Here is a 13,444-nt window from a genome sequence, read left to right as displayed (position 1 = left end):
AGCGATGTATGAAGTAAAAGGGAGCACACTTGTTATTAATTCAAGACAAGTCAAGTTTGATTTTAATATAAGGGATACAATTGAACGTTTTGATTCAATAATAGTCCTTCTAGGAATACCGTTTACGGCGGATGATATTAATAATATTTACTGCTTAAATAAAAATGGAGAAGTAATATGGCAGTCAGAAAATTTGAATGCGCTTTATCCAGAATTGAAAAATTTGCCATATGAGCAGATGGGGGTGAAAGATGGAGTTTTACATGCTTCGGATTTTTATGGGAGAAGTTATATGATAGATGTGAGGACTGGAAAAATAATAGGATGTAAGATTGTAAAATAGCTGTAGCAGAATTTGCATTCAAACGGCCTAGCAACAGACAACAGTATAAGAACCCAATGAAATCAATGGTTCACGGCATTACGCCGTGGGCCATTTTTCATATTTACCCAACACGGGCTAACTCGGCGGTGAGGGGGCGAGTGAATTCGGCTGAGATTAGGTTTATCTGCCGTGAATTTTGCCGTGAATCGATTAAAAAACATGCGTTTTTTAACGCAAAATAACGCAAAATAACGCAAAGTAACCTTTGAAAAAACGAGCAAATCAGCAGATTTAAACAATGTATGGCAAAGATGACATCCGCACTTCAAAACCGTTTGCGGGGCGGCAGTGACTCTTGGGGTCAGGCTTGAGTTATTGGGGAAAATTGACTTGTTTAAAAACGTCTGTTAGTCTAGAACAGAAGAGACGAAACTAACAGAGGTGATGGGCATGGCGAGAGAGCAGCGGATCCACTATGAAACGGCCATTTACCATGTGATCGTCCGAGGGAATAATCGAGCGCAAGTTTTTTTGAATGAAGAAGAAAAAAGAAAGTACCTGCAAATCATAGCAGATTATTGAGAGAAATATGGTTTTCATCTGTATGCGTATGTGATTATGGATAATCATGCACATCTGCTGGTTCAAGTAGAAGAAGTTGAATTGGCAAAAATTATGCAGGAATCCAACAACGGTACACTCGATATTATAACCAACGCTATGGGAGAAGCGGCCACGTATTTGAGCAACGATATAAAGCAAAACTGTGTAACGAAAATACTTATTTGCTGACGCTGCTTTGCTATATTCATCAAAATCCTGTAAAAGCGGAATGACAGAAGGGCTCCATTATCGTTGGAGCAGTCATTCGTTATATCAAAAGGCGCGAAGGGTTTGGTTGAAACGAATTTTATTCTGGGAATGATAAACGGGCAGAAAAGCAAAGCGATTCACGAATATCAGCGCTTAATGGGAATTGAAGTCGGAAAGGCGGAATATGGTGACGGCCCCAGCTATCAAGAGAGGATGAATCAAACAAGCGAAAAAATAAAAGAAGTGGAAAACCTTCCGAAAAAAACGAGCTGGACGGAATTGGTAGAGGAACTAAGCTTAAGAGAGAACATTTCCTCGCAACAACTGCTGGAGCCGTCGCGAAAACGCGGGCGGGTAGAAATACGCAAGCAGTTGATCGTGGAAGCGATTCTGCGCAGTGATATGAAGCGGGCAGAAATTGCGGAACACCTGCAGATTGATCCGGCGGTTGTCACACGAGTACACAAAGAATGGTTGGGGAAATCTAAAAAATAAGTCAATTTATTAAACAAGTCAAGCCTGACCCCTAGAATCCAGTGAAGGAGCGGTGAGTGATACGGATGGAAATGTGGAATAAATGGGAGCCTATAAATGATACTCCCATTAAATTATTTGGTTGCAGAACGATTGATGATAAAGACGGATTAACGTTATTTTTTGTGAATGAAATGTGGCAAAAAAAATTGAAAATTTCTTTTGAAGAGGGTGTACTGGCATTTAGAGTTACAGATGAGGGAAAGCGATTGAAATTGATCGATTTTCTGGATGAAACTTACGGAAAGGCTTTTTATACTGAATGGATGTTATTTAAAGTAACTCAATCAGATTATATTGAGTGGTTTAATGAGCAAACATTTAGTATCTACGAAACATTCAATATAGTTCATTATGCGTTCCTTACGGGAAACGAAATCATTGAAGTCCTTGCAACAGCAGAGCCGATTGTTGAGAAAATAAATTGATTCTCCGGAAAAAAGCACAAAAAGCCAGGCCGCAGAATTTGCACTCAAACGGCCTAGCAACAGATAACAGCATAAGAGCCCAGTGAAATCAGTGGTTCACGGCATTATGTCGTGGGCCATTTTTCATTTCTACGACAAAAAAACAAAGCCAACGTGACGGACGTGAAAAAATCCGATTGGCTTTGTTGCATTCTTCGCATTCAGACCTCAAAAAGGCCCCATTTCTTTGTTGCTTTGGCCATTTTATGATTCAAGAAAGATTACGTAACAACATAATAAACGAGGTTTTTTGAACGTTATGGACAAGATATGCTATCAGAAGTGGCCATTTTATGATTTAAGTCACACTGATGATGATAATCGTCAGGCGTTTTTTAATGGGTAACAGGGCGTTGCCGAATGATGATAAAATAGAGGAAAACGGATGGGTGAAAATGCCGAGAGTGAGATTGCTCATATTATTTTGTGAGAGGATAGTCGGCAAAGATAACATGAAAATCAAACGAAGGAACCGTTCCCTTGTTTGTACTAATCAATTGTCTCTCTTTTTAAAAAAAATAAAAATGGAGGAAGAGTTTTGTATAGATTTTTAGATGTAATAATGTTTGTCATTTTAGTTCAAATTTCGCATATTGGATTTTTATGGTATATACTTTTGCGTGAGTTGTGGGATGCCCTTCGACGCTGTAGAGTGGAAGCGACTGTTGAGGAAATTGGAATAAAAAAAGAATCGGATGAATCGATAATTGATTTTTCACAGGTGGAAAAAATTGAAGGCGGATTTGATCGAAGCATTCTTATTGCTCAAACTATACTAGTCAAAATACGAACTGAAAATAGAACCGAAGAAATATGCTTAGAAGATAAAGAAATCGTTAAACTTGCAAAAAAAGGAATGAATAGAATAATCGTATGTAGTAAGTGGGATATGGATAGAAAATTAATTTCCATGAACAAAAATAGCGATAGTGTTAATATTAGTGTTACATATACTCCTGCAGGACAATATGCGATGGCTCCATTCATGATGAGTCTTTGGGGGTTTCTAGTATTTGTTATCGCAATAGGGGTGATGTACATTGATCTATTTAATTTATGGGGATTTTATAGTGTTTTTATTCTGTTCGCGTTGGCCTGTATAGGACTACCTTACTATAAAATGAGTAGCGTTTTTATTGAAGCTGAAAATATAATCATTAGAAAAAAGGATGGTCAGGTTAAAGTACTTTCCTTAGGAGAAATAGAAAAAGTCGAAAAATGTTTTTTTTACAATAAGGTTACGATGAAAAATAAAGAAACCGTTTGTTTTTCTAAAGCGTTTTATTTGCTGCCGGAGTTTATTATGGAAATGAAGCAACAATGAACTCCTAGGGTCTACCATTAAAAAAAGAAATGAAGACCCCCGAGGAAGAAGCAAGGGGACGGTTCGAAACCACTGAAAAAGTAGCTGGCACGGAGCCATCAAACTGCTATTGATCTTCCAAACTACCTTAAAACACATTTTTGAAACTCGAAAATATACTGACTGAAAGCATCTAAAAAGTAGCGGTTTTTTCAGTGATTTCGAACTGTCCCTTTTGCGTCTAGCAGCGCTTGACGATATCGCGAAAACACCCGGGATCAAGGCACAGTGCGTTGATCCCGGGTGTTTTTTTACGGATAGGGAAAGGGCTGCGTCTCGTAGAGGTCGTTTCCGGCTGACGCGGACAGCGCTGACGGATTGCAGATGCGGTAGCCGACGTCGTCTTTGGCGAGCCAGCCTTGTTCACAAAAGTGGCGAATGGCGCGGAGCAATTGGCGATGGCTGCAGCCGAGATAGCCGGCTAGCCGGGTGTGATTTTCACGAAAACAGTGTTGATCTTGGCTGCAGAGGATATAGCTGGCTAGGCGCTGCTCGACGGTGTAATGCAGGTTGATGGATTGGTTTTGATTGTTGCGGATTAATTTATGACAGAGCAGGGCGGTCATAAAACGCAAAAACGGCGTGTGCGCCAACAGGGATTCGCGTGTTGCGGCCGTCGGGAGCACAATGCACAATACTTCGCTGACTGCTTCGACGCTGTGTTTGGCGTCGCTGGCAATACCGGCAATGAGCTCCAGTTCGCCAAGCAATGTGAAACTGCGGTTAAAGCAGAGCAGGCTTTCCTTTCCGTTGCCAAGATCTTTAACGGCTTTGCAACTTCCGGCGACGAGAAAATACAATGCGGTTGTCGGCTGACCTTCGCGCAGCAGAAATTCGCCGTGGGAAAAACGGCGTAGCGTCAATGCTGCGAGTACAGATGACGGCAGAATATCGGCAAGGCGGTAGCGTTCAATCCATTTGTTGCGTTGGTCGTGTGAAGTGTTCATGTTCATTCAGCTCCTTTCCTTAACTATGTCATCTGTCATAGATATATGCAACCGGAAAATGATAGACTGATGCCGAGACAGAGGAGGCGATGGAGATGCGATATGGTGCGGTGATCTTGGCTGGAGTTTTGCTGGCGCTGATGCAAAGCTGCAATGGCATGCTTAGCCGTTATGTTGGTGTAATCGGTACAAGCTTTACGGTGCATTGGATTGGCGGCGTGGTGCTGGGCGGATACTTATGGTTGCGAAGCCCTGCTGAGCTGCGCTTGCGGGGGCTGCCATGGTGCTGGTATAGTGCAGGTGCAATGGGATTAGCGTTGGTTGCGATGACCAGTTTTTGCATGGTGAAACTGGGGCCTGGATTGGTAATTTGTTTATCGATCGGCGGACAGATTGCGGCATCGACATTGTGCGATGCGATTGGTTGGTCGGGAGGGAGGCGCATTCCCTTTCGTTTGCGGCAGCTGCCGGGACTTGCCCTGATGGGCCTTGGAATTTGGATTGTTTATCAAGCGTGAGAGGCGGTAATACGTATGGAATACGCAATGGGTGCATTTCTTCTGGGGGCGCTTACTGTTATGACTAAAGGCGTGAATTTTCGGGCGGCTCAGCATTTAGGGAGCGGCGGAGGCGCTATGGCGAATTATATTGTTGCGACACTGCTGTCGGGATTGCTGTTGTCCGGTGACGAAGACGCGAGCGCGTTAATGACGGGATTTCTTGAAGCGCCGGGGTGGCTGTATTGGGGTGGTGTCTTCGGCGTGGTATCGTTTGTAATCAACATTGCATCGCTACGTCATATGAACCTGCTATTGTCGACGGGCTGTATGCTGGTCGGTCAGTTGATCGGGGCAGCACTGACCGATTGGTTGTGGTATCAGGCGGTGGTGCCGGGAAAGCTGGCGGGTATTGCATTGCTGGCAGTCGGCGTGCTGTATGACAAATGGAAGTGTTGTAATGATTGAGCGGACGCAAGCGGACGGCGCTCCTTGCTTCCTTTTTTACTTATAATGCATTTTTGCGAAAAGAGTGGCGAGAGCTAACGACAAATAGCATGACTGGGTTTGGAGAATAAAGCGTAGAGGAGGCAAAACGAATCTGCGTCAAAATGGGCTGATGATTAAAATCATCAGGCTTTTTTTAATAGTTAACAGGGAAGTGCAAGTGATGATAAAATAAAGAAAAACGGATAGCTGAAAATGCCGCGAGTAAGATAGTTTATGTTGTTTTATGAGAGCAGAATCGGCAAAAATAACATAAACCCCATGTTTTATGGGCGGCGGCAAATTGGATAGGATGCAAAGTGAGGCAGTTATGGAAAATATTTTACACATGATCTTGGCGGGCGTGATCCTCACGATCGTTTTGATCGTCTTTACATTGGGTAAGAGTCCTTTTTTCAGAGTGGATCGTGCAGGTGTCGCGATCATTGGGGCGGTTGCGATGATTGCGACGGGCGTTTTGCCGGGTGACAAGGCCGCGGCTGCTGTGGATTATAAGACGGTGATCATCTTGTTCTCGATGATGATCCTCGTGGCGAACCTGAAATTGGCCGGGTTCTTTGAGTTTGTGGGAAACAATCTGCTGCGTCTGGTGTCGAGCAAAAGAAGTCTGCTTTTCGCCGTTGTCCTTGTGAGCGGCGTTCTTTCCGCTTTTGTGATTAACGATATTGTCTGTTTGCTCTTTACGCCGATCGTTTTGCTTCTTTGCCGCAAGGTCGATTGCAATCCGGTGCCGAATCTTCTGGGTGTTGCCATGGCGTCCAACATCGGCAGCGCGGCGACGCTGCTGGGAAATCCGCAGAACGTGCTGGTAGGCAGTTTGTCAGGGATGCCGTTCATGGCTTATTTTCTGACGGCAGCTCCGGTTGCGGTCGTTGGGCTTTTGTGTACATTCGGCGTGATTGCCTTTTATTATCGCAGGGAACTTCAGGGCGGCTGGGGAAGCAGTCCGCAGATCCCGGCCAATGTCCATATGTATCTGATTGGCAAGAGCTTGCTCATTTTAGCGGTCATCCTGATCCTGTACCTGGCGGGCTATGATCTGGCGATGGTGGCCAGCTTGGGGGCGGCCGTATCGTTGATGACCCGGCGGGTAGAGCCGAACAAGGTGTATGCGAGTGTGGACTTCAATCTGTTGGTCATTTTCATCGGGCTTTTTATTATTATTGCCGGAGTGGAGGAAAGCGGCCTAGTCACTTATCTTTTTGCGCAGTTCTCTTTTTCAAAAGTGAATGACCTTGGCGTTTTCGCAGTCGTGACGGTCGCCTTGTCCAACCTGGTAAGCAACGTCCCGGCGGTTCTGCTGCTTCGCTTTTTGATCCCGGACACCCAGGTTGAGATGTGGTGGAAGGCGTTGGCCTTATTTTCGACGCTTGCTGGCAATCTCACGATTGCCGGATCGATCGCCAACCTGATCGTGGTGGAGATGGGCAAGCGCAATCAGGTCTATGTCAGTGCAAAGGATTATTTTCGCATCGGATTCCCTCTTACGCTGCTTGTCACATCGATCGGAATCCTGTGGCTGACGTTTGTCAGATGATATGAGGAAAATTCATGCGAGAGGATGTTGACAAAGGGAATGTTTCAAGCCGGGATGCAAAGGAGGTGTTCAGCATACGATATGCCAGAGTGTATCTAAAGATGTGGGGCGTTGTAATTATCCTGTTTGTCTTCATGCTGAGCGCGGTGTTGGCGGGCAAGAGTTCGATCCGTACGTTCGGCAGCGCTGTCGATCTGTCGCAGTATGGTGTCTATCAGCTCTATCGGATTGATGATTCGCTGGCCTTTGAGGTCGGGTCAGGCTATCTGTCGCTGGTGAGTTATCAGAAGACGGCCGGAATTTATGCCCTGGCCGGAGAGTATGAGCATGCGCCGAACGAAGGGGAAAACGTGTTTATGCCGGGAGTCGATTATTTGAAGGATGATTATGTGTACAGCTCGTTTCCGATGGGAAAGACGAGCATTGTGAATTTGAAAAGCGGCGAAAGAATCGGACGCCTTGTCGGCGCGGATGTGCTGAACGGAGCGGAGTTTAAGGCGGTCGATGCGGCGGAGCTTCCCGAATACAGAAAGCGCGCGTTGCTCTTCGAAGAGCGGTATAAGCTGACGCCGGAAAAGGTCAGGGCCACATATCCGCCTTTGGATACGTATAATGAACGCGTTTTCATCGTCGAAATGGCGTTCGGCCTTGTCTTCAGCCTGCTGCTGCTTGCCGGAATCCCTCTTTTTTTCAGGCGAGGCCAAGAGAACGGAGAAAAGGCATAAAAGGAAGGAACCCTGCTTAATCGGCAGGGTTCCTTCCTTTTATTTCGCAGCCTTTTCTTTGTAGAGTGAACCGATGGCTTTGCTGAGCTGCGCACGGCTGTTCTTATAGTCATAAATGGCCATGACGTAGTTTGTTTTTGCCTGGAGCATGGCGAGTTCGGCGTCCATGACGTCCAAGTTGGTGCCGATGCCAACATTATAACGTTCCTTTGCCATCAGATAGTCGCGTTGTGACTGGTGGACGGCTACTTCGTTATTGGTAATGCGTTCAGACGATTCGTTAACGTTCAAATGCGCATTGCTGACTTCCAAGGTAATGGCGTCTTCTAATTGACGCTTCTGGCCGATGGCGACGGCAAGATCCTTGATGGCTTCCTTGTTCTTTGCCTTGGAGACTCCGTTGTCGAAAACGTTGAAAGAGATGTTTATGCCCGCCGTCCAGCTGGTATTATGCTTGCTGGTACCCGGCGAAGTGTCGTTAATTTCTTCTGTGCCGACCGCATTAACAGCCGGAAGCGAGTCGCTGTTTGCGATTTTGACCTTATCCTTGGCGATCGCAATCCTTTGCTCTGCCTGCTCCAGTTCCGGGCGGTTCTTGAAGGCCGCCGCCAGGTCATCAGCCAGAGTCGCCGTATACGGCTCGAAGGATATCGGAGCATCCAACGGGACATCGTTAACCAGTTCGAGACCGATGGTCTTGTTTAATTTGTAGCGGGACATGGTGACGGCATTCTGTGTCTTGATCAGGTTGTTGCGGGCATTGGCCAGACGCACTTCCGTCTGCAGTACGTCGGAAAAAGGGACGTTGCCGACATCGAACTGTTGCTTCACATCGGAAAGATGGGCGCTGAAATCGTCAACGCCTTCTTTTGCGACATCACGCAAGTGGATGGATTGTAAGGCCGTATAGTAAGAGGTGGTGGTGTCCAAAGCAAGCTGTTGCTTGGTCGTGGTTCGTTCCAAATCGAAGAAGATTTGACCGCGTTTGGCGGCGTCCGACATGCTTTCCAGCTTATGGCCGCTATATAACGGAAGGGTTAGCGTCACCTTGTGGTCATAGAAGGAGTAGGTGTTTGACCAGGAAGGATATTGGATCGCTGCGCCTGTCAGCGGATTAAAAGAAAGCGGGTACTGTGCGGTCGTATTGTTGTACCAGGATGGCGGCTGATCGCTTCTTCCATATAAGAAGTTGTAGTCGAGACGAAGGCCGTTGTAGCCTTTGGCTTCTTTCAGGCCCCAGGTCGATTTTTCCCAATTGGCTTCGGCGATTTGCATCGCCGGATTGTTTTTTAGCGCAAGGTCGACGCATTCTTGCAGCGTCAGGTGATCCTGCGCTGATGCGGTCGAGGCGAGGACGGCGGATAGAAGTAAGAGACTTAAGCCGACTCTATGGTGCAGTTTCATCGGGATACCTCCTAAGTTGAATTGACGAATCCGTACTGGGCCGATCAGACCGACGGATGTTCAGACGAAATTGCTTCTGACGTCTGAGTTTCACTCGGCGTCGAAGGAGTGATCTTGTACCAAGCTGCGTACATGACCGGAAGGACAAGTAGCGTCATTACAGTAGCGCCCAACAATCCGGCTGCAATGGTTACCGCAAGCGGTCCCCAGAAAACGCTGGAAAGCAGGGGGATCATCCCTAAGATGGCGGCAGCGGCTGTCAGTAGGATCGGTCGTAAGCGAATGACAGTTGCCTCAATGACGGCTTTCCAGGGCGAAGCGCCGCCGGCCATCTGCTGATCGATCTGATCCATCAGGATGACGGAGTTGCGCATGATGATGCCGGACAGCGCCAACATGCCGAGTTGTACAACAAAGCCAAGCGGCTTGCCGGAAACGAGAAGGCCCAATGCGACTCCGATAAGGCCGAGCGGTGCTGTGAGCAAGGTAAGGATCATCTTTGGAATGCTCTGCAGCTGTGTCATCAAGATAACCATGATGATGACGCACATCGCCGGAACAGGTTCTAGCAGGAATTTGAGCGCTTTGGCGCTGTCCTCGTTCGAGCCGTCATATTCGATGCTGTAGCCGAACGGCAAGCTGTCGCGCAACGGTTTGAGCTGTTCGTATACCTGGGTGGCCACATCTTCGCCGGTGACGTTCTGGTTTTTCAGTTCCGCTTGTACCAGAAGCATTGGTTTCAGGTCGCGACGATAAATCAGGCCGTCTTCGGCGTCATAGCTGATCTTGACGATCTGATCCAACGGAATGTAACGGCCGTTGCCGAGATGGATATTGACATCTTTCACGGATTGCGGGTTATTCCGGTCTTGCGGATCAAAACGGAAAACCATGTCGACGGTCTTGTCGTTTTCGCGAAATTGCGTCACAGGCAGGCCGGAAAGTTGGGTCTGCAGCGCGATCGACAATGCTGCGGAAGAAACGCCCAAGTTTCGTGCCTTGTCCTGATCGACGGACAGATGCATGACCTTGCTCTTTTCATTCCATTTCATGTTCACGTTCTGGACATTTGGATTGGCTGCCATCGCCGCTTTCATCTGTTCGCCGATTTCACGAACCTTGTCGACATCGTAGCCTTTGACGCGAAGCATGACCGGATAATCGGCAGCCGGACCGATGCTGATAACTTTTGTGTGATAACGCACAGTGGGAAAGTCGTCATTCAACAGCTTACCGAATTTTTCCCGCAGTTCATCGCGTACTTTATAATCCTTGGCGACAATCACGAACTCTGCAAAATTGCTTTTGGGAAGTTCCGGCTCAAGCGTCAGAACGAATCGTGGAGAACCTTCGCCGACATGGTAGGTATAGTATTCGATGCCAGGATCGCCGTTGAGCCTTTGCGAGAATTCCTGGGCGATTTTTTGCGTGTTCTCAAGAGATGCTCCTTCCGGCAACTTGAGCTGGACGATCAGTTCCGGGCGGGTGGAGGAGGGAAAGAATTGCTGTGTGATGTTTGACAGCAATAAGATGCCGATGAGAAAGGAGGCGGCGGTGCTAAGCAGGACTGTGCGGCGGTGAGTGAGGAAAAGAGAGAGCAAGTGGCGGAATTTTTGATAGAAAGGAGTGTCGTAGACATCGTGCCCGCTTCCGGCATCATGAGGCTTGACTTTGATGAAAAGGTAGCCGAAAAGCGGTGTGGCGGTACCGGCTACCAGCCAGGAGATCAGAAGAGACAGTGTGATGACGTAGAACATCGTCACGCAGTACTCCGAAGCGTTTCCGTCTGAAAAGCCGACAGGGATAAAACCGGCGCAGGTAATTAGTTCTCCGGTCAGACGGGGGTACGCGGTGGAGGAGTAGGCGAATTTCGCAGCGCTGATGCGGTCCCAGCCTTCCTCGAGTTTAACAACCATGGTCTCAATCGTGATGATTGCATCATCCACCAAAAGGCCCAGCGCGATGATGAGAGCGCCGAGTGAAGTCCGGTGCAGATCGATGCCGGTGATCTTCATGACGGTGAACACGGCTGCAATGACAAGCGGTATGCAAAGGGCGACGATCGCGCCGGATCGCGCGCCAAGGCTGAGAAAACTGACGATCAAAACGATGATGACCGCTTCCGCTAACGACTCGACGAATTCATCGATCGATGTTTCAACGACTTTAGGCTGGTTGACCGTCTGATGGATCTCCATGCCGACAGGCAGTTCCTTTTGGACATGAGTCACTGTGGATTCCATGCTTTTGCCCAGGTTGAGGATGTTGCCGCCTGCATCCATGGCTACGGCGATGCCGATGGCCGGTTGGCCGTTGTAATAAAGCTGCGGGTCGGAAGGATCGGAATAACTGCGGCTTACTTTGGCGATATCGCCTAAGCGAAAGCTGCGCCCTGCCAAACTGATCGGCAGATTCTGAATGTCATCGAGGTTTTCAAACATGCCTGTGACCCGCATATAGACATTATCGCTTGTGGTTTGCAGCATGCCGGAAGGCGCCATTGCATTTTGCGCCTGAAGAGTGGTCAGAATTAATTCGGGAGGAATCCCGAGTTGGGATAACTTGCTGTTTTCGACCTCGACATAGATCTTTTCGCTTTGCACGCCGATCAGTTTGACTTTGCGCACGCTAGGAACGCCAAGAAAGACCCGGCGAATCTTCTCGGATTTTTCTCTCATTTGCTCATAACTGTAACCGTCGCCGGTAAGGGCGTATGTGATGCCGTACACTTCGTCGAAGCGGTCATTGAAGACCGGATCCAGCACACCGGTAGGAAACGTGGTCTTTATGTCATTGACCATGTTGCGCGCTTCCACCCAGCGGTTTCGAATCTCTTTTTTCGGAACGTTGTCTTTCAAATTGATATAGGTAATGCTGATGCCGGGCATCGAATAGCTTTTTAGGTAGTCAAGCCCAGGCAGATCCTGCAGTTTCTTTTCGAGCTTGTCAGTGACCTGCTCTTCCATTTGCCGGGCGGTAGCGCCCGGCCATGGAACGGCAATGACCATTTGCTTGATGACGAAATCAGGATCTTCCGCGCGACCCATATTGATATAAGAGAAGATACCGGCGATAAAGAACAGTCCGACGAAAAAGTAGACAAACTGTTTATGCTTTAACGCCCAATCTGTAAGATTGAATTGACTCATAATGAATCACCGCCCAGTTTTACTTTCTGTCCTTCACTGAGCTTATGAACGCCAGCAGTCACGATACGCTCGCCTTGCTGTAAACCTGAAGTGATCTCAATTATTCCATTGCCGAACTTACCGGTCTTTACCTGACGTAGGACGATCATGTCATCGGATACGACCCAGACGCAGGGCGTGTCTCCGTTTTGATAAATCGCAGACAGGGGAACGATTGCCGTTGCCTGGGCCTCGTTTTTCGAGAGAGTGACGGAGGCTGTCATGCCAAGGTTAATTTCCGGCGGCGGGTTGAGGATGCTGATGCGTACCTTGTAAGTGCGGGTCAAAGGGTCGGCCATGGGCGAAATTTCTCGAACCTTTCCTTCCGCACTGGAATTCGGCAAGGCCCAGAAGGTGATTTTTATCTTTTGCGTTTTACGTACTTCCTCTATGCGATTTTCTGGAACGTTGATCTCCACTTCCCGTTCTCCATCCCAAACAAGCGTCAAGACCGGCTGTCCGGAACCGACGATTTGGCCGATTTCTGCAGTGACGCTGGAGATGATTCCGGAATGATCCGCATACAAAGAGCTGTATCCGTACTGATTCACGCCTTCGGACAATTGGGCGGAAGTGTGGCGGGTGGCAGAGAGAGCGACATCATAAGCGGTCTGGAATTGGTCCAGAACTGCTTTGCTGACTACGCCATGCTCATATAACTGCTGATAGCGGCTCAGATTGCTTTCGGCCAGCTTCAGTTGCGATTCAGAGGAGGAGACTTGCGCGGAAGCGCTATTGACCAATTGTTGCAAATCACGAGGGTCGATCTGCATCAACAGATCGCCGGCCTTTACGCTGCTGCCGAGTTCCACATTTCGTTTTATTACCTTGCCGTTCACTTGGAAGGAGAGGCGACTTTCGTAACGACCGCGTATTTCGCCGGAATACGTGTACTCTGCCGCAGCGGTAGACGCGCCGATTACGCTGGTTTGTACCGAGGCGATATCCTCGACGGCGATCTTCGTCTGACGATGACTGTACCAATTCACGCCGCCAGCAATGCTTGCGACGATGAGGATGCCGGCTAATCCATAATATAATTTCCGTTTCTGCGTTTTACTTAGTTGATCCAAGGCTTGCATAATATCAACCCCATTTCATTTTTTTGAGAGAAACTGGCGGACCGTTTTGCGGATA

Annotated in this window: 12 protein-coding genes and 1 pseudogene; 9 read left to right on the top strand and 4 right to left on the bottom strand. The window is 47.9% G+C overall.

From position 1 onward, the window contains the following. The first annotated feature begins 4 nt into the window (after positions 1–4). The 5 genes and pseudogenes from QTL79_RS02580 (at position 5) to QTL79_RS02560 (ending at position 3,463) form a co-directional block, all read left to right on the top strand. On the top strand, positions 5–343 hold the full coding sequence (locus tag QTL79_RS02580) for a DUF7957 family protein (protein WP_346353375.1): 339 nt from the start codon (positions 5–7) through the stop codon (positions 341–343). A gap of 576 nt (positions 344–919) precedes the next feature. Continuing rightward, a pseudogene (locus QTL79_RS02575) lies at positions 920–1,117 on the top strand (hypothetical protein); the annotation flags it as partial. A gap of 102 nt (positions 1,118–1,219) precedes the next feature. Further along, positions 1,220–1,633, top strand: a complete 414-nt coding sequence (locus QTL79_RS02570; RefSeq protein ID WP_346353374.1) for a hypothetical protein — start codon at positions 1,220–1,222, stop codon at positions 1,631–1,633. A gap of 65 nt (positions 1,634–1,698) precedes the next feature. Next, on the top strand, positions 1,699–2,100 hold the full coding sequence (locus QTL79_RS02565) for a hypothetical protein (protein WP_346353373.1): 402 nt from the start codon (positions 1,699–1,701) through the stop codon (positions 2,098–2,100). Between the two features lie 577 nt (positions 2,101–2,677). Beyond that, the gene (locus QTL79_RS02560; protein WP_346353372.1) at positions 2,678–3,463 is read left to right on the top strand and encodes a hypothetical protein; all 786 of its coding nucleotides are present in this window, start codon (positions 2,678–2,680) and stop codon (positions 3,461–3,463) included. Between the two features lie 290 nt (positions 3,464–3,753). On the opposite strand, the gene QTL79_RS02555 is transcribed toward QTL79_RS02560, so the two are convergent. Further along, the gene (locus QTL79_RS02555) at positions 3,754–4,449 is read right to left on the bottom strand and encodes a cyclic nucleotide-binding domain-containing protein (protein ID WP_346353371.1); all 696 of its coding nucleotides are present in this window, start codon (positions 4,447–4,449) and stop codon (positions 3,754–3,756) included. 89 nt (positions 4,450–4,538) lie between these two features. On the opposite strand from QTL79_RS02555, the gene QTL79_RS02550 reads away from it, so the two are divergent. The 4 genes from QTL79_RS02550 to QTL79_RS02535 all read left to right on the top strand — a co-directional run bounded on the left by QTL79_RS02550 (position 4,539) and on the right by QTL79_RS02535 (position 7,715). Further along, entirely contained in the window at positions 4,539–4,967 is a 429-nt protein-coding gene (locus tag QTL79_RS02550) for a DMT family transporter (RefSeq protein WP_346353370.1), read from the top strand. A gap of 15 nt (positions 4,968–4,982) precedes the next feature. Further along, on the top strand, positions 4,983–5,414 hold the full coding sequence (locus QTL79_RS02545; protein ID WP_346353369.1) for a DMT family transporter: 432 nt from the start codon (positions 4,983–4,985) through the stop codon (positions 5,412–5,414). A 349-nt stretch (positions 5,415–5,763) separates the two neighbouring features. Beyond that, a complete protein-coding gene (locus QTL79_RS02540; protein WP_346353368.1) occupies positions 5,764–6,990 on the top strand; it encodes an ArsB/NhaD family transporter in 1,227 nt (408 codons plus the stop codon). A 14-nt stretch (positions 6,991–7,004) separates the two neighbouring features. Continuing rightward, a complete protein-coding gene (locus QTL79_RS02535) occupies positions 7,005–7,715 on the top strand; it encodes a hypothetical protein (RefSeq protein WP_346353367.1) in 711 nt (236 codons plus the stop codon). Positions 7,716–7,754: 39 nt separating this feature from the next. Here QTL79_RS02535 and QTL79_RS02530 read toward each other — a convergent pair whose 3' ends face one another. From QTL79_RS02530 to QTL79_RS02520, 3 genes are read right to left on the bottom strand one after another with little or no spacing between them, the layout of a single operon-like run. Next, positions 7,755–9,119: a TolC family protein gene (locus QTL79_RS02530; RefSeq protein WP_346353366.1), complete on the bottom strand. Its 1,365-nt coding sequence runs from the start codon at positions 9,117–9,119 to the stop codon at positions 7,755–7,757. Positions 9,120–9,163: 44 nt separating this feature from the next. Continuing rightward, complete coding sequence (locus QTL79_RS02525; RefSeq protein WP_346353365.1) at positions 9,164–12,268, bottom strand: efflux RND transporter permease subunit; 3,105 nt, start codon at positions 12,266–12,268, stop codon at positions 9,164–9,166. Continuing rightward, positions 12,265–13,389 (bottom strand): efflux RND transporter periplasmic adaptor subunit, encoded by a 1,125-nt coding sequence (locus QTL79_RS02520; protein ID WP_346353364.1) that lies wholly within the window; start codon positions 13,387–13,389, stop codon positions 12,265–12,267. Before QTL79_RS02520 ends, QTL79_RS02525 begins: the two co-directional genes overlap by 4 nt. Positions 13,390–13,444 lie beyond the last annotated feature (55 nt).

Origin of the sequence: Azotosporobacter soli (assembly GCF_030542965.1) — a bacterium.
GTDB lineage: Bacteria > Bacillota > Negativicutes > SG130 > SG130 > Azotosporobacter > Azotosporobacter soli.
The sequence above is the reverse complement of the archived record's forward strand: the minus strand, read 5'-3'. Positions and strand labels throughout refer to the sequence as shown.